Origin of the sequence: Corynebacterium sp. HMSC073B01 (assembly GCF_001838255.1) — a bacterium.
GTDB classification, from domain to species: Bacteria; Actinomycetota; Actinomycetes; order Mycobacteriales; family Mycobacteriaceae; genus Corynebacterium; species Corynebacterium jeikeium_D.
In genome coordinates, this window is sequence record NZ_KV836156.1 from 56,871 (window position 1) to 73,878 (window position 17,008).

A 17,008-nucleotide genomic window follows, 5' to 3' on the forward strand; every position below is an offset into this window, starting at 1 on the left:
CCGGAAGAGAGCCCCTTTTCGTTTAACCATCGACGCGTTGCCAGCGCCCAGCTGAGCCAGATTCGGTTGAGGAAGCCGGAGAGCGAGAACCTGCTTCCCGACGCAAAACTAGCTTCTGTTAGAGCTCCTTGAGAGTCTCCGCGGCCTGCTCTGCCCACTGTCGCCACTGTTCGGCCTGCTCCCGAGCCTTGGCTGCCTGAGAAGTCTTGCCCTTCGCCTCGAGTTCGGCGGCCTTCTGCTCAAACTCCGCTGCGCGGTCGGCGAACTGCTGGACGCGAGCCTGTGCTTCGGGGTCGGTACGGCGCCACTGCGAATCGGCAGCATCGGAGACGCGCTTTTCCAGTGCGCCAATGCGGTTTTCATACTCACGCACACGACCACGCGGCACAAAGCCGATGGCCTCCCATTTCTCCTGCAACTGACGCAGTTCGTTGCGAGCGTGATCGAGGCCCTTGGACGGATCAATGCGGTCTTCGTATTCAGCCAGCAGTGCGTCCTTGGCCGCAGCGTTTTCCTCGAACTCCCTGTCTCGAGCTTCGTTGACCGCGTTGCGAGCACCAAAGAACTCATCCTGGGCGGCCTTGAACTGCGCCCACAGCTTGTCATCGACCTCGCGTGGGGCTCGACCAGCGGCCTTCCACTCAGCCATCAGGTCACGGAAGGCAGCAGCGGTGCCACCCCAATCAGTGGAGGTCTTCAGGGCCTCAGCTCGCTCAATGATGTCCTCCTTAACGCGGCGAGCAGCCGCACGGTTGCGGTCCAGTTCCGCAAAATGGGCACCGCGGCGGCGGTTGAAAGAATCACGCGCGCGAGAGTAACGGCGCCAGAGTTGATCATCAGTTTTGCGGTCGATGCCGCGAATCTGCTTCCACTCCGTGAGAATCTCGCGGATACGGTCGCCGGCGACCTTCCACTCGGTGGAGTTCTCTGCGAGCTCCTCGGCCTCTGCGGCGAGCTCTTCCTTACGTGCGATGGCGTTCTTACGGCGCTCTGCCTTGTCGTGAGCGACTTTCTCCTCTGCGACGTGGGAGGTGGCAATGACCTCTGCAAGGCGCTTATCCAGCGCATCGATATCGCCGAGAACCGTGGCGGTGGCAAGGCTCTCACGCAGTTCAACTGCGTTGTGAGAAATGGTCTTTGCCTCCTGCGGGTGGGAGACTACACGAGATTCCAGTAGCTCGACCTCGGTGGCCAGATCCTCGTAGCGCTTGCCGTAGTGGGCATAACCCTCTTCTACGGTGCCAGCCTGCCAGGAACCAATATTGCGCTCGCCGGCGCTGGTGACCAGCCAAACAGTGCCGTCTTGATCAATGCGGCCAAACTTCTTTGGATCATTGTGGACGGCATGTGCCACAGCGGCCGACCCCGCAGGCGCTGGAGTAGCTCCAGGGGCCTTACGATGAGCCGGCATTGCGCCTGGTCGAGGTCCCGGACGTGGACCCGGGCGTGGACCTGGCTTAGGGGAATTGCTGGTACCGGTCATAGTGGGTAAACCTCTTCCAATCTTCATGCAGAACTGCCGCGCGACACGGCTGCCATCAAACACTTACGGTATGTGCTCGAGTATCCCAAAAATTTTGGCACAGCGCGCGTAACACCGCCGGAATAAGGCATCGACTAGCCCCTCACGGTAGCGTTGAGGACGTGAATTCGCGTTTGCCTCGGCTTGTTATCGTTCCGCGTGCGCTTCTCATCGTCGAGGAGCTGGGTGGTTTTGCGCCCACCGCCACGGAATTGCGCCGTCATGCCCGTGAAACGGTCGCGACGCTGTGGAGACATGACGAACCCGGGGAGCCCGGCGCGGTCGCTATTATCACTGGCAGGATGCAAGCGAAGTCCCCGCACCAGACCAGCGCACCCGGCAGTTTTTCTCCGTATGGGGTTGATGTCACGGTGTCAGGCGGAACCGAATTACCTGAGCTGCTGGGACGCTGGCTTATCGAAGACTACGCGCGACGGAATTCTGAAGGACCCACTGGCCGCGTCATTCAGGCAACGTGCTTCGACTCTATCGCTGAGGCAATCGCTGCCGGTCACACGCGCCTGCTTGTGCTTGTCGACGGCGCATTCGGCCTTGCGGACGATTCCCCGGTCGGCGTAATTGAAGGTGCAGCGGAGGTTGATGCGCTGTGCAGTCTGATTGCTGGTCAGGACTGCTCAAGCATTAACGTGGAAAATATTGTGTTTCCAGCTCCCGGCGCGTACGCGGCCGAGTTATGGCAGCAGCTGAGTAAAGCTGCTGAAAGCTGGAAGGGGTCTGGAATGACCGTCGTAAAGCGTTCTTACTATGACGGGGCGCCTTATGGAATCGGCTACCACGTGGCCAGCTGGCGGTGTGTTGCGAAGTAAGAGCGCGCGTTTTTAGTTTTTGTGCAGGAGTGTGAACTGGGTAGTGACGGCTTTCGAGAGTGAGAGCTTGCCGGTGCCGATTGCGGTGGTAGGGCCGACGGCGTCGGGAAAGTCGGATTTGGGGCTGGTACTTGCGGAGCAGCTTGGCGGTGAGGTCGTCAATGTTGATTCGATGCAGCTCTATCAAGGAATGGATATCGGAACAGCGAAGCTGTCGGTGGACCAGCGGCGGGGGATTCCGCACCACCAACTCGATGTGCTGAACGTGACGCAGCCGGCGAGTGTGGCGACGTATCAACGTGAGGCGGTCGCGGATGTTGAGGCCATTCGCGCGCGGGGGAAAGTCCCCATCCTTGTCGGCGGGTCGATGATGTATGTGCAGGCGTTGGTGGACGACTGGCAGTTCCCACCTACGGACCCTGAAGTACGTACGAAGTGGGAGACAGTGCAGGACGAGATCGGTCCGGCGGCGTTGCATGATCGGCTGGCAGAGATTGATCCGGATGCGGCGGCAATTATTGAGACCAATGACCCGCGGCGCACCGTCCGCGCCCTGGAGGTCATCGAGCTCACGGGCAAACCTTTTGCAGCGTCGAAGCCGTCGATTGATAAGCCACCGTGGTGGAACACTCGCATATTGGGGTTGCGCACGCAGGCGGAATGGCTAAATCCGCGGATTGAACAGCGTACGCGGGGCATGTTTGCCGCTGGCCTGGTGGAAGAAACTGAGAGTTTGATTGCGCAAGGGTTGCGCGAAGGTGTGACCGCTAGTCGCGCGATCGGCTATGCGCAGGTGTTGGACTACTTCGATGGGGTTTACGACCTGGATACGGCTTGTGAACGCACGATTACTGGTACGCGCAGGTATGTGCGACGTCAGCGCTCCTGGTTCAACCGTGATCATCGGATCATGTGGCTAGACGCTGCCGGTGACGTGCCGGGACAGGCGTTTTCCGCACTTGGTCTGTAAGAGATTCGGACCTCCCGCTAGCATCAAGGGCATGGTTTCATTTGCCAAAGGCCACGGTACGCAAAACGATTTCTTGATTTTTCCAGATGATTTGGTGTCGATTGATTTGACCGAATCACTGGTCGCAGCAGTGTGCGATCGACAGCGAGGTCTTGGCGCTGACGGCGTCCTGCGGGTTGCCCGTGCGGGGAAACTCGTCGATGCCGGTGTTTTGGCGGCATTGCCGGAGGGCGTTAAAGCCGACGATTGGTTTATGGACTACCGCAATAGTGACGGTTCTATTGCCGAGATGTGCGGGAATGGTGTCCGCGTCTTTGCACACTATATTGCCGCGATTCACAGCCCGGACAGTGTCGTCGACGGAGCTTTGCGGGTGGGCACTCGAGCAGGGCTGCGCGCTGTTTCGATTGATGAGCACAGCCGCAGGCACGCGGTCGTTGGGGTGGATATGGGCCAGCCGGAAGTCCTCGGCCTCGCTACTGCGTTCATTGGTTCGGGCAACAATGCCCAGAAATTCGCCGGGATTGGTGTCGACGTGGGAAATCCGCATTTGGCCTGCGTCATGCCTGGCCTAAATGCCGCCGCTCTGGCGGAGCTGGAATTGGAAGCGGCGGGTAGTGTCGCGAAGCCAGTGCGTGCCGACGAAGCCATGTTCCCGAACGGCCTCAATGTGGAAATTGTCACCCCGCTGGATGCCTGTGATTCGGTGTCCATGCGAGTAATTGAACGTGGAGTTGGTGAGACCCGCTCGTGTGGCACCGGTACGGTTGCGGCAGCTATTGCCGCGCTGGCCGATGCCGGCCGGACTGAGGGGGTTGTGACAGTCAAGGTGCCCGGCGGTGTGGTGACTGTGGATGTCCACAAGGCCAGCAATGCGGATGGGGACTTCTCGGCGACCTTGACCGGGCCGAGCGTGATTCACACGCTCGGCGATATTGAGCTGGAAGCCCTGTGACTGGTAGCTAGTGCAGCAGGAGCCCTAGCGGGGTAGTGGAAGCGGTGGGGAGTTAGCGGACTAGTGTCCGCCGCAGCCACCGTCGCCACAACCACAGCCGCCATCGCCACAGCCGCCTCCGCAACCTTGAGGCGGAATGATCTCACCGGTCAGTGAGAAAGTGCCGGAGACGACCATACCTGGCTGGGGAGCTTCGTCGCCGCCGGGGACAAGTACGTCCATGGGGGTCGGAAGAGCAAGGTTGAGCACCCAGAACTTCTTGCCGGTCAGCTCATTGACATGCTTGCGGGAGTTATTGATAACACCAGCCAGTTTGACGGTTGTGCTAGGCGATGCCTTGCCGACCTGATCTCCGACAATTGCCTTAGCACCTTCGAAGTCCAATGTTGTCGGGGTTGCCCCAGTGCGCTTTTCGTACTCCTCAGCGGATGCGTCGAGGGTGAAATCAGTTGCCAGAGCTGATAGCGCGACATGCTCAAAAGTCTGAGTTCCGGCATCAACAATCATTGGCCCCTGTGACAGCAGGCAGGTAGCGACCTCGATGACCTTGTCAAAGTTATCCGAGGAGGGATCATCCTCGACGATTTCCACGAGCGCCAAGACATCGTCCACGCTGGATACATGGGCAGTGACGGTCGGGCTGCCCGCGAAGCCGGCGTAGGTAGAAAATGGTTCAACACCCAGGATGTGCAGACGCGCACCAGAGGAATCTTCGAAACGGACCAGCTGGCCACCGCGGACCTCGCCGATGACCGACAGATTGTCACTGGCAATCGCGGCTTCCATCGCGTCTCGCCAGCTGGGGTAGTCCATGCCAATGCTTCGCAAGTCAGTAGTCATACTTTTCGATGATACTTCCCATATCTTCATCTGCGAACTAACGAATCGCACGTGAGCACATTGTGCTCTGGGGTACCTAGAACCATTCCTCCACGCCGCGGCAACTATTCGGATGGGACTAACAATTCTGCCACGCTAAATAGGCAAATATTAAGTGTGGCATAAATAACTTTCCTTAGGTGTGCCCGGTTTATTCCATTTAGGCATGCCTAAGAGTAAGCTCATCTCCGTAAACACGATTTGCTTAGCTTAATTCTTATCTATATAAGCGAGGTTTCTCATGCTCGGATTGCGGTCTCGAAAACAGTCGGATGACATTCAGTCGCTTGCCGACGTCCCGGTGGGGGTAACCGTCACTCTGGGAGCGTCGCATGTGGATGAGCGCCTGTGCCGCAGGCTTTCGCAACTGGGGCTTCGCCCTGGAATGAGTGTCACTGTGGGACGGAGCACCAGCGGCGGTGGGCGAATCGTCCATGCTGGCGCAACGCGCTACGCCATCGATGCCAGCACGCTGCACAAGATGTCCGTCGTGGGTTAGGTCCCCTACATCTCTTTTCTCACCTCCCTCCTGAAAGTAAACAATGACAACACCTACGGATTCCTCAACGCGAAAATTCGCATCCACGCCCAGCTGCCATGCATGCAGTGGCGGAGCACCAGCAAAGGATGGTGCACCTGTTGTCGCAGTAGTCGGCGCACCGAACTCCGGTAAGTCAACACTGTTCAATAGTTTGACTGGTGCGAAAGCGCAGATGGGCAATTGGCCTGGTACGACCGTAGAGGTCAGCCGCGGCGCGTGGAAGACCGATGCCGCTGAGTACGATGTCATCGATTTCCCGGGTGCCTACTCGCTGGATGCCATGAGTCCGGACGAAGAGCTCACTCGCGAGATGCTCATCGAGAAACCGGAAGAAGAACGCCCGGATCTCGTCGTTGTCGTTGTCGACGCCACGGCACTGGGCCGTGGTCTCTACATGGCCGCGGAATTGGCGGAACAGCCCCAGCGCATCGTTCTGGCTCTGACCAAACTAGATGTTGCCAAGGCCAAGGGCATCGATGTGAATCCGGACGCATTGCAGTCAGCTATGGGGATGCCGGTGGTGGCGCTGGATCCCCGTCGTAAAGCGGGAATGGCGCGGTTGGCCGACGCGGTAGCAGCGGCTCTGGACGGATGTAGTTCGGTGTCGTCACCGATTCGCCAGGTCGATGGTGAATCGATTGAACGCCTGGACGACGCACGCTTTGCCGCGATTGATGCGGCGGTTGCGGCATCTACGGGCGGGGTGGAAGATCGCCAGACTTTCTCCGACCGCATTGATAACGTGGTTCTTCACCCGGTGCTCGGACCGATTGTGTTCCTGGCAGTTATGTGGGCAGTCTTCCAAATCACGACGACGGTAGCAGCACCGTTGCAGGACGGTTTGGAAACCCTTATTACCGGTAATTTCGCAGATTTGGTTACTCGTGGATTAGAAGCGGTGGGATGGGACCATCCGATTGTCACCGGGCTGCTTGTAAACGGCATCATCGGTGGTGTCGGCATGGTGCTGACCTTCGTTCCGCTGATGGCACTCATGTTCCTGTGCCTCGCAGTACTCGAGGATTCAGGGTATATGGCGCGTGCAGCCGTGGTGGCTGACCGTGTCATGCGTGCAATTGGTCTTCCGGGTAAGGCATTTATTCCGCTGATTGTTGGCTTTGGTTGTAACGTGCCAGCGATTTCGGCAACACGTGTGCTGAGTAATCCGCGCCACCGCATTTTGACGGCACTACTGGTTCCGTTTACCTCCTGCTCGGCGCGTCTAACCGTGTATGTCATGTTGGGTGCGGTGTTCTTCCCGGAACACGCGGGCACAGTCGTCTTCGCTATGTACGTGATCTCGATTCTGCTGATCGTTCTGACCGGCCTTGCACTGCGTAAGACCTTGTGGCGCACCATGCCGTCGGAACCGCTGGTCATTGACCTGCCAACCTACCAGCTTCCGACCGCACGGCTGGCACTATCTGTGATGTGGATGCGTCTGAAGGGCTTCCTGCAGACCGCTAGTGGAATCATCGTCAGCACCGTCATCGTCGTATGGCTTCTGATGTCTATCCCGGTTGTCTCCGGGCACTCCTTTGCCGATGAAGACCTGGCACCGCAGGACTCCGCATACGGTGCAGTCAGCGAAACTATTGCTCCTGTGTTTAACCCGGCAGGTTTCGGTACATGGTCTCTGACAGGTCCGTTGGTGACGGGCTTTGTGGCCAAGGAAGCCGTCATTTCTACCTGGGCACAGACCTATGCAGTGGAGGACGTCACCGACTCCGATTCGAGCGAACAGGCCTCCAGCCCGCTCGCGGAGAATATTCGACGTGACTTTGACAATGCATCCGATGGACATGGATTGGCAGCAGTCTGGGCCTACATGATCTTCCTGCTGGCTTACACACCGTGCGTGGCTACGCTCGCGGCACAACGTCGAGAGATCGGCGTGAAGTGGACGGGCTTCGGTTTGCTAGCGCAGCTGGTCGTTGCATGGGCACTGGCCGTGATTGTTTTCCAAGGGTTGAAGCTGTTCCTGTAAAGCCTCGTTGATTCCTAGTAGCTTCGGCAAAGCTACTAAGTCACACTTGCGAACTAGAAATCAGATCCAACAAGAATCGCGATACGGAAAGGAGCTATCGCCGTGGGACTCTTTAGAGCCAGGAAGAATACGACGGTTACTCGTCGGCCTTCAGAAGCCGTTCAGGATGCAATTGCGCAGGGCATTAGCTCCCGACGCAAGATTTGCGAAATCACCGGATTGCAGCGAGCAACGGTAGACCTCATCCTTGACCGCATGGAACACACCGGCCAACTGCGCCGGGAATCCCTCGGTGGCATGTGCCCAGGCGGAGGTTGTTCCAACTGCGGAATGTCCGACAGCGGTACGTGTACTGGTGGTAGTTCTAAGAGTGGTCCGGTCGCACTGGTTCTGACACGCAGGCCACCTTCTGCAGCCTAAGTCTTGAGCTTCGGCTCGGTATTCTCCGCACACAATGCGGAGAATTTGGCTTGTCATGCGACAATAGCAGCTAGTATGACGAATTTTTCCAACAACTTTGATGAGGTCAGCGACGAAACGTCGCAGCAAGCTCGCACCTCGCACGAGATGGACGATTTTTTCATCGACGCTAACGATGCTGGCGAAAACGCCGATAGTGCCTCCGGGGATGCGTTCGCAACGGACGTCGGCACGCAAAGGGAACCTACCGTCGGTGATTTGGATCTGGAGGCGCGTTCCTCTCTGCGCCGGCTGACCAGGTCAGTAGCACATACTGAGTCTGAAGAAGTGATGGTCGAGTACCGTCAGCTCCGACTGGAACGCGTGGTGCTGCTCGGTGTCTGGACATCCGGGACCCTTCAGGAAGCTGAAGTGGCGATGGAGGAGCTCGCCGCACTGGCAGAGACTGCAGGTTCGGAAGTTTTAGAGATGGTGCTGCAGCGCCGCGATAAGCCGGACCCTGGTACTTACGTGGGATCCGGCAAGCTCAACGAGCTTCGCGATATTGTCGCCTCTACCGGCGCAGATACAGTTATTTGCGACGGTGAACTGTCTCCCGGTCAATTGGTGGCGCTGGAGGATCGCCTTGACGCCAAGGTTATTGACCGCACCATGCTGATTCTGGATATCTTTGCTCAGCACGCGAAGTCCAAGGAGGGCAAGGCGCAGGTCTCGCTGGCACAAATGCAGTACCTGTACACGCGTCTGCGCGGCTGGGGCGGCAACCTATCGCGTCAGGCTGGTGGTCGCGCGGGCTCCAACGGCGGCGTGGGTCTGCGTGGTCCGGGTGAAACTAAGATCGAAACCGATCGTCAGCGCCTACGCCAAGATATGGCGCGAATCCGCAAGGAATTAGCTGGCATGAAGACTGCGCGTGAGATTAAACGCGCACGTCGTAAGGCTGGACACCTGCCGCGCGTGGCAATTGTCGGCTACACCAACGCGGGTAAATCTTCGTTGCTCAACGCACTGACAGGCGCTGGTGTGCTGGTGGAAGACGCGCTGTTTGCAACGCTGGATCCGACGACTCGTCGCACCAAGCTTCGCGACGGTCGCACGGTGATTATGACCGATACGGTCGGATTTGTTCGCCACTTGCCGACGCAGCTCATTGAAGCTTTTCGCTCGACCTTGGAAGAGGTGCTCGAAGCCGACGTCATCATGCACGTCGTAGACTCCTCTGACCCATTCCCGCTGGAGCAGATTAAGGCTGTCAACAAAGTCATCAACGAAATCGCGGAGGAAGAAAAGGCCGAGATTCCGCCCGAGCTGTTGGTAGTCAACAAGGTGGACAAGGCCGATGGCATTACCCTGGCGCAACTGCGCCACCAGCTCGATGATGCGGTCTTTGTCTCTGCGCGAACGGGTGAGGGGATTGGTGAACTGGAGACCCGACTCGAGCTTGCTCTCAATGAGTTGGAGTCTCACGTCCATATGTTGATTCCCTATGACAAGGGCAATATTGTCTCCATGCTCCACGAAGATGCGACCGTGCTGTCGGAGACATGGACAGAGCAAGGCACCCAGATGGATGTGCGTTTGCCCACTAGCCTCGCGGATGAACTGTCGGCATACCGCATCGAACCTGCAGCGGATCCTCACTTCACGGCGGATGCGAATGAGGATAGTAGCAACGACGCCTAGTCGGAAAAGGGAGAGCGGAGTTGGAATAGGGAGAGCGACAAAGAGCTCCGGCAGTCCTGGGTTTAATGCGGTATCCGTGGCGTGATCTGCGGTGGGCATCCACTAGCATTACAACCATGAATTCTACTTCTGACGCGGAGACCCAACAGGGAACCTCCGCAAATCCGCCTGCTGAAAACGCCGAACGTGGCCGTCTTTTCGGTTGGGATATTCACGGTGACGGTCGAAAGATTGCACCGGGAGCCGTGGTGGCTCCCAACGAACGCCTCGATTGGCCTCGTACAATTGGCATTGGCGCACAGCACGTCATTGCCATGTTTGGTGCAACTCTTCTGGTGCCGCTGTTGACTGGTTTCCCAGTCAATACCACACTGCTGTTCTCGGGTATCGGCACGATTGTCTTCCTGCTAATCACCCGAAACCGCTTGCCCTCTTACCTGGGCTCGTCGTTTGCCTTCATCGCACCACTGACCGCGACACAGGCGCAGGGTATTGGTGTTCAGCTCGGTGTCGTGCTCTGCGCCGGCATCGCGCTCATGCTCGTTGGCTGCGTTGTAAAGTTCGCCGGCAAGCGTGTCCTCGATGCAGTGATGCCACCTGCAGTAACCGGTGCCATCGTCGCTCTCATCGGACTTAACCTGGCGCCTGCCGCCACGGAGAACTTCGCCACTCAGCCGTTGGTCGCATTTGTCACGATGGCATCCATTGTCTTCGCAACCGTCGCTGGCCGCGGTATGGTCAGCCGTCTGGGTGTCCTTATCGGCGTACTAATCGGCTGGGTCTTCGCCGCTGCCACTGGAAATCTCTCGCCCGAGGCTACAGAAACTGTCGGCAATGCCGCCTGGATTGGTCTGCCCGCATTCCACGCGCCGGAGTTCCACTTCAATGCGATGCTGATTGGTCTGCCCGTCATCGTAGTACTCATCGCAGAGAATGTCGGTCACGTCAAGGCTGTTGCTGCCATGACCGGCCGAAACCTCGATGACATCGCTGGCGATGCTCTTATTGCAGACGGTCTAGCCACCACCATCGCCGGTTCAGCTGGTGGTTCTGGTACCACTACCTACGCTGAAAATATCGGTGTTATGGCCGCTACCCGTGTCTATTCGACCGCAGCTTACTGGGTGGCAGCTTTCACCGCCATTGCACTGGCTTTCATTCCAAAGTTCGGCGCACTCATCTTGACCATTCCTACCGGCGTGCTCGGTGGGGCAACGATGGTGCTCTACGGCCTGATCGGTTTGCTCGGTGTGCGCATCTGGATGGACGAAAAGGTCGACTTCAACAACCCGGTTAATCTCACCGCTGCCGCCACCGCGCTGATTGCGGGTATCGGCAACCTCACCCTCGACATTGGTTCGCTGACGCTGGAGGGCATTGCTTGGGGTTCGGTCGGCATTATTATCGGCTATCCAATTTTGAACTGGCTCTACAACCGCATCGGTGAGAACCGCTCGTAGGCTACCCGTCCAGGGCAGAATCTCGCACGAATGCTTAACGACGGAACCACGTGACCGTTGCCACGATGTTTCGTCGTTAAGCTCTTTTGCTTTTTAATCGCTCAGATCTTGGGCGATGAGTTCGGCGATTTTCTCTACCGCAACCGCGTTGCTACTGGTCACAGTGACTTCATCGCCGAATTCGGCACCGAGTGCCATGAGCATCAACGAGGATGAAGCATCGGCCGGTTCGTTGTCGGGCTCGTCTGAGTCAAGGAGCTCGACCAGAATTTCTTCCTGAAAACGGGAGGCACGCTCAGCGATGACCGTTGCAGGGCGGGCATGAATACCCACCTTGGAGCCGACGTGGACATGTTGAGTAACCATGCGAGCGGCATCCTGCCTTTCTGATTCTCGATTTCCTCGATGCCATTTCTGAGCTTAATAGGTTGCCCGGATGGGTTGGGGAATGTTTGCTGAAAATCGTAGAAATGCTCGTTGGGATAAACCAGCCGGTGCGGTAAAAACTACGCTTCCGCTGAAATGTTTGCTTCTAGGTTTTGATTATCGGTGCTGACTTGCCGCGGCCACAGGCTTTTAGCTGCCACAACGAGAATTGCTGCCACTATGCTGCCCAAGACGATTGCAGCAAGCCATGCGACAGGGTTGTCGATTGCAAACAGCACAAAAATACCTCCGTGCGGAACACGTGTGGCCGCAGCCAAAGCCATTGAGGTGCCACCGGTGACGGCACCGCCAATCACAATCGACGGAATCACACGTAGCGGATCTGCGGCGGCGAAGGGAATCACTCCCTCTGAAATGAAGGCCGCACCGAGCACCCAGCCCGCTTTGCCGTTTTGACGCTCCGCCGAACTGAACAGCTTTGGTCGGAGCACAACTGCCAGAGATGTAGCCAATGGAGGTACCATGCCCGCCGCCATCACAGCGGCCATGACCTTCCATGATGCGGGATCTGCTGAGGCGATGTTTGCGACGGCAAAAAGATAAGCAGCCTTGTTGATCATTCCGCCCATATCCACGCACATCATTGCGCCGAGAAGACCACCGAACAGGAACGCCGCCGTCGTATCCAGTGATTGCAGCCACTGCTGCAGAGCCGTCATCAGCCACGCCAGCGGCATCCCGAGCAGCAGGTACATGGTGAGCCCAACGGCCATAGCTCCGAGCATAGGAATCACGACAACCGGCATCAGCGGTCGCAGCCAGTCCGGGACTTTCATCCTCAACAGTAGGGCTACAACTAGTCCCGCCAGGATGCCTGTCACCAGGCCCCCAAGGAAGCCGGCGCCAACCGTGACCGCGATGGCACCGCCAATAAAGCCTGGTGCAATGCCGGCTCTGCCAGCCATGCCAAAGGCGATATAAGCACTCATTACAGCCACAATGACCTGCATGCCGTGGTTGCCAATGGCAAAAAGCGCCGAGCCCAGATACAGCCACAGCCCACTACGATCTATTAGCACGGTGCCGAGATCTTTTGTCGGCACAGCAATCGGGGCATCGAGTCCGATAATCTCCGGCAGCCGCAAATCCCTAGTCACGGCGTCAGCTACTACACCAACCTGATGACCGCCGACGAGGAATCCCAGCGCAATCAACAACCCCGATGCGGCCACGAACGGCACCATATAGCTGACACCGGTCATAATGGCATCACGAACCCAGTGTCCGAAGGCTTTGTCACCGCCTAACGATGATTTATGTGCCCCCACCTTCGTAGTTGCTTGTACCCTCTCAGATGAAGGGTCCGCGCCTGTAGTACCGGTTTGCGGACCGGCCTCCTTGTCGTGGTCATCCTTAGGTTGCGGCGCCTTTCGGTCGTAGGCGCGAACCCGTGATTGTTCTGCTTTTGCCTTCGCTTGTTCAATAACCGCAGTAGGTTCATTGACTGCCTTACGAATTGGCACTTTGACCTGTGGTTTATCGCTGAAGCGCTTAAGCCCCGTAACCCCAATATCGGCTGCGATTACTAGCACGTCGGCCCGGGCAATTGCCTCTGCGGGGGCTTCCTGGGTTCCTGCCGAGCCCTGCGTCTCTACAGTTAGTGTGACATCAGACATGCTTTCTGCCGCGCCAGTAAGCGCTTCGGCTGCCAAATAAGTGTGAGCGATGCCCGTGGGGCAGGCTGTGATGGCGACGATATTGGTCTTCGTCGGAGGTTTTTTCGCTTTCCGACGCGGCGCTTTGGTGATGTGCTCGCTAATGATCCGGGCGGCCTCTTCATCGCTTTCAGCTCCGCGAAGAGCTGCGCGAAACCCCTTATCGCGAAGTGCCTTTGCGAGTGCGGCCAGAATGTCGACGTGGACATCGCTGTTAGTAGATGGGACACCGATGAAAAAGAGCAGGTCCGCCGGCCCGTCTGGTGTGGTGAATTCCGTAGCGCTGGTTAAGCGGGCAAACATCAGGGTCGGCTTCGACCAATCCTCATGGCGGCAGTGGGGGATGGCTATCCCGCCCGGCAGACCTGTCGGGGCCTTCTCTTCGCGTTCGAGGGCTGCTGCGACGATACCGTTGCAGTTGGTGGCGCGGCTGGTCTCTACAGCTTTAGCGATGAGGTAGTTAAGGATCCTCTCCTTTTGCGGACCGACATCTAGGTCAAGGAACACTGTCGACTCATCGGCTAAGTCTGATGCAATAGCGGAAAAATCTGCCGAAGAAGACATGGTTTTCTAATGCTCCTTATCTAGGCATCGAAAAGCTAAGCGTCGAGCTGCCATAACCGGCCGGCCTCGGGGTGCACCTGTTCTGGATAGGGGATGGTCGTACCGGGAAGACTGGTTGCCGCCGCCCCATAAGCTACGGCGGTGGTTAGTGCATCTTGGTAGCTATCACCGCGTTCGCGGGACATAACGTAGCCGGCCAAAGCACAGTCTCCAGCACCGACCGTCGACTGAGCGACTATCGAGGGGGAGGTAGCAGCGAAACAACCGCCTGACTTCACTGAAAGCACCGCTCCTGCTTCGCCGAGAGTGGCCAGGACTTCGGATACGCCAAGCTCGTTCAGCGCACGAGCAGCCTGCGCTACGGGAAGATAGTTCCCTTCGGCTGCAGCGGCCTCAAGTTCTTCGCCGTCCTGATTAATGATTTGACCAAGTTCGTAGGCGTTCGGCTTCATCAAAAAAGGTCGCACCTTTGGAAATGCGCGAACGACCTCAGTCAGTGGGCCGTCGCTCGTATCCATAGCAACACGAATATTCGGGTTGACCGAATACACCGCCTCGGTGCATTGAACGTAAAAATCCCTGGGGACACCAGGGGGCAATGAACCTGCGAAAACTACCCACGTGGCGTGTTTAGCATGGTGGATAAGTTTCTCCAGGACACGCCTACGGTGCGCTTTCGTCAATGTCATGCCAGGGGAATTGAGCTTGGTGGTCGTCCCATCTGGCTCTGCGAGTGTGAGATTAACGCGGGCTTCGTTAGTCGTGTTGATGGCTTCATGAGGTATGCCAGAGACTTCCAACAGGCGCGTGAATTTTCCGGAGTCCGATGCCGGGTAGAGCGCGAGCGTCTTTTCTCCGGCGTAGTGCAACGCCTTGGACACATTAATTCCCTTGCCACCAGCCATGTCCTCAGCCATTGGTAGACGGAACACGCCACCTCGCTTGAGCTCCGTATCGAGTCGAGCAAGTCGATCGATTGACGGATTTACAGTCAAGGTCAGGATCATGAAGCAACCACAACCTCGACACCTTGCTCCCTGAGGTCATTGACGAACTGTTCCGGGGCAGAGGAATCTGTAATCACGACGTCGATATCTTCCAATGCTGCAAAGCTGACGAGGAAGTCGCGGCCAAGTTTCGTCGAGTCCGCCATAACGATGACCTTGCGCGCATTCGTAATCATCGCGCGCTTTACCGCCGCTTCCTGTGGATCAGCAGTAGAAAGACCGTGGTCAATTGTCAAGGCATTAGAACCAATGAAAGCGACATCGGCACGCATAACCGCGAGAGTGCGGAGTGCCGTATCGCCAGCAACCGCCTGAGTAATGACGCGAACTTGGCCGCCAAGGAGTTGAAGCTCAATGCGGTTCGATCCTGCGAGTGTGATGGCGTTGGGAAGAGAGTTTGTGACAACCGACCAACGGCGGTTATCAGGGGAGTGGACCATCAGCTCTGCAAGAGCCTCGGTGGTAGTTCCAGCATCGAGAAAAATTCCACCACCAGAGTCAGGCAGAAAATCCGCAGCACAGCGGGCAATAGAGAGCTTCGCGTCCTTTTGCGCGTTCTTTCGAGCGGCAACTGAAAACTCAACAGTCTGAAAAGAACGAGTAGCCACAGCGCCACCGTGTACGCGGTGAACTGCGCCCTCTGCATCCAACTGAGCTAGGTCACGGCGAATCGTCTCTGCTGTGACATCGAAAGCTTCCGCAAGATCAGCGACCGTCACGCGCCCTTCGACTGCTGTCAAAGACGCAATCTTCCGGCGGCGTTCCTCTGCGTACATTCCCCGCTCCTTAGCTGTTAAGAAATCTCAGCTTTACTATCTGTTCCCAGTATGCCCGTTTATGTCTGTTTCGGGCAACGAAAATGTGGGAAATTAGAGGCTGCGTAGGACGCTGACAATCTTGCCGAGGATCTTGGCGTGCTCCGCGGGGAGTGGGTCAAAGGCGCGATTATGGGGCATGAGCCACTTGCCAGCAGCGTCTTCGTGCCATTCCTTGACTGTTGCTTCATCTTCAAACAGGGCTGCAACAAAATCTCCCTGTTCGACCACGTCTTGGGAACGGACTACCACCCAGTCTCCGTCAAGAATGCCCGCGTCAACCATGGAATCACCCACGACCTTGAGCAGGTATAGCTGACCAGAGCCCGTAATCTCCATCGGAAGTGCCATGTGACTTTCCACATGCTGCTCCGCCAAAATAGGGTTGCCAGCCGCAATCTGTCCAACGATAGGAACGAAGATTGGCTCTGGCATGTCCTCTGGCATCTCGGGAGTTTGGGTGGTGCCAGTAGCCTTTGGCCCAGGCTTTACCGGAGTGAAAGTGCCAGCGGAGGACTTCGAATCCCTTACGTTTACCGCGCGGGGTTTGTGTGGGTCGCGGCGAAGAAAGCCCTTCTTCTCCAACTCCTTGAGTTGGTATGCCACCGACGAGGTGGAATTCAAGCCCACAGCATCCCCAATTTCTCGAATGCTCGGTGGGTATCCGCGAAGTACGACGGCATCCGAAATGACGTCAAGAATCCGACGCTGCCGATCGGTGAGTGTTTTAGGGTTCGCTTTCTTCTTTTGAGCCATGGAACATCCCTTCTCAAACTCTTTCGAATGAATCATAACTCAAAACTGTTCGAATCGTCGAGCATCGAACACCGTGCGTCTTTAAACTCTTTGGAAAAGATGTACATTATCCGTGCTCGGAGGCGGTGCCGATGTCGAAAATCGAAAATAAATCCGGATAGCAGTAGACAACGTTCGAACATGGTGTTATAAATCAAACATGACAAGTTACTCGAACAGTCGTTTGATGAAAAGGTCTAGACGGATTCTCCGCATCCGCCCTTGGACATAGTCTCCACAGCGTCGGGAAACGGTCGTACAACTCTTATTCTCTCCAGGCCGGCAACGGTGGGAGAGTCAACGTTGGAAAGGGAGAAAACATGATGTCTACGGTTTCAACCGCACTAGGTGTTAGCAGCACATCTGATATTGACTTTTCTCAAGTTTCTGAGCGCTCTGCTCGGACGACACGGAAAGCCCCGTTGGTGTGGGGTGAACGTAGTGCGTCTTGCACACAGCACATCGTTCGGCCCGGTCAGCG

At 57.1% G+C, this 17,008-nt stretch carries 15 protein-coding genes; 8 read left to right on the forward strand and 7 right to left on the reverse strand.

Annotated elements, in window-relative coordinates; translation table 11 throughout:
• Nucleotides 1-118: 118 nt before the first annotated feature.
• On the reverse strand, nt 119-1,483 hold the full coding sequence (locus HMPREF2849_RS05655; protein WP_070862719.1) for a DUF349 domain-containing protein: 1,365 nt from the start codon (nt 1,481-1,483) through the stop codon (nt 119-121).
• Nucleotides 1,484-1,644: 161 nt separating this feature from the next.
• On the opposite strand from HMPREF2849_RS05655, the gene HMPREF2849_RS05660 reads away from it, so the two are divergent.
• The 3 genes from HMPREF2849_RS05660 to dapF are packed head-to-tail and all read left to right on the forward strand — an operon-like array spanning nt 1,645 to nt 4,274.
• A complete protein-coding gene (locus tag HMPREF2849_RS05660) occupies nt 1,645-2,349 on the forward strand; it encodes a class III extradiol ring-cleavage dioxygenase family protein (RefSeq protein WP_070862720.1) in 705 nt (234 codons plus the stop codon).
• A 43-nt stretch (nt 2,350-2,392) separates the two neighbouring features.
• Complete coding sequence (gene miaA / locus HMPREF2849_RS05665) at nt 2,393-3,319, forward strand: tRNA (adenosine(37)-N6)-dimethylallyltransferase MiaA (protein WP_371259589.1); 927 nt, start codon at nt 2,393-2,395, stop codon at nt 3,317-3,319.
• Between the two features lie 31 nt (nt 3,320-3,350).
• Nucleotides 3,351-4,274 carry a diaminopimelate epimerase gene (dapF, locus tag HMPREF2849_RS05670; RefSeq protein WP_070862721.1) on the forward strand — a complete coding sequence of 308 codons (924 nt, stop codon included), beginning with the start codon at nt 3,351-3,353 and terminating at the stop codon, nt 4,272-4,274.
• A gap of 60 nt (nt 4,275-4,334) precedes the next feature.
• On the opposite strand, the gene HMPREF2849_RS05675 is transcribed toward dapF, so the two are convergent.
• Nucleotides 4,335-5,114, reverse strand: a complete 780-nt coding sequence (locus tag HMPREF2849_RS05675; RefSeq protein ID WP_070862722.1) for a hypothetical protein — start codon at nt 5,112-5,114, stop codon at nt 4,335-4,337.
• Between the two features lie 280 nt (nt 5,115-5,394).
• Here HMPREF2849_RS05675 and HMPREF2849_RS05680 point away from each other — a divergent pair, with 280 nt between their 5' ends.
• The 5 genes from HMPREF2849_RS05680 (at nt 5,395) to HMPREF2849_RS05695 (ending at nt 11,244) form a co-directional block, all read left to right on the forward strand.
• Nucleotides 5,395-5,652 carry a FeoA family protein gene (locus tag HMPREF2849_RS05680; protein ID WP_016422620.1) on the forward strand — a complete coding sequence of 86 codons (258 nt, stop codon included), beginning with the start codon at nt 5,395-5,397 and terminating at the stop codon, nt 5,650-5,652.
• Between the two features lie 43 nt (nt 5,653-5,695).
• Nucleotides 5,696-7,681 (forward strand): ferrous iron transport protein B, encoded by a 1,986-nt coding sequence (gene feoB, locus HMPREF2849_RS05685; RefSeq protein WP_070601518.1) that lies wholly within the window; start codon nt 5,696-5,698, stop codon nt 7,679-7,681.
• Between the two features lie 102 nt (nt 7,682-7,783).
• Nucleotides 7,784-8,101, forward strand: coding sequence for a FeoC-like transcriptional regulator (locus HMPREF2849_RS11125; protein ID WP_016422622.1), 318 nt, complete (start codon nt 7,784-7,786; stop codon nt 8,099-8,101).
• A gap of 75 nt (nt 8,102-8,176) precedes the next feature.
• Nucleotides 8,177-9,784: a GTPase HflX gene (hflX, locus tag HMPREF2849_RS05690; protein ID WP_049189640.1), complete on the forward strand. Its 1,608-nt coding sequence runs from the start codon at nt 8,177-8,179 to the stop codon at nt 9,782-9,784.
• A 116-nt stretch (nt 9,785-9,900) separates the two neighbouring features.
• Nucleotides 9,901-11,244: a uracil-xanthine permease family protein gene (locus HMPREF2849_RS05695; protein WP_224433128.1), complete on the forward strand. Its 1,344-nt coding sequence runs from the start codon at nt 9,901-9,903 to the stop codon at nt 11,242-11,244.
• A gap of 93 nt (nt 11,245-11,337) precedes the next feature.
• On the opposite strand, the gene HMPREF2849_RS05700 is transcribed toward HMPREF2849_RS05695, so the two are convergent.
• The 5 genes from HMPREF2849_RS05700 to lexA form a co-directional block, all read right to left on the reverse strand.
• Entirely contained in the window at nt 11,338-11,610 is a 273-nt protein-coding gene (locus HMPREF2849_RS05700) for an HPr family phosphocarrier protein (protein WP_016422625.1), read from the reverse strand.
• Between the two features lie 140 nt (nt 11,611-11,750).
• Nucleotides 11,751-13,910: a PTS fructose transporter subunit IIABC gene (locus HMPREF2849_RS05705; protein WP_083327268.1), complete on the reverse strand. Its 2,160-nt coding sequence runs from the start codon at nt 13,908-13,910 to the stop codon at nt 11,751-11,753.
• 35 nt (nt 13,911-13,945) lie between these two features.
• On the reverse strand, nt 13,946-14,917 hold the full coding sequence (locus HMPREF2849_RS05710; RefSeq protein WP_070601517.1) for a 1-phosphofructokinase family hexose kinase: 972 nt from the start codon (nt 14,915-14,917) through the stop codon (nt 13,946-13,948).
• Nucleotides 14,914-15,693, reverse strand: coding sequence for a DeoR/GlpR family DNA-binding transcription regulator (locus HMPREF2849_RS05715; protein WP_016422628.1), 780 nt, complete (start codon nt 15,691-15,693; stop codon nt 14,914-14,916). Before HMPREF2849_RS05715 ends, HMPREF2849_RS05710 begins: the two co-directional genes overlap by 4 nt.
• A 93-nt stretch (nt 15,694-15,786) precedes the next feature.
• A complete protein-coding gene (lexA, locus tag HMPREF2849_RS05720) occupies nt 15,787-16,488 on the reverse strand; it encodes a transcriptional repressor LexA (protein ID WP_016422629.1) in 702 nt (233 codons plus the stop codon).
• Between the last annotated feature and the right edge of the window lie 520 nt (nt 16,489-17,008).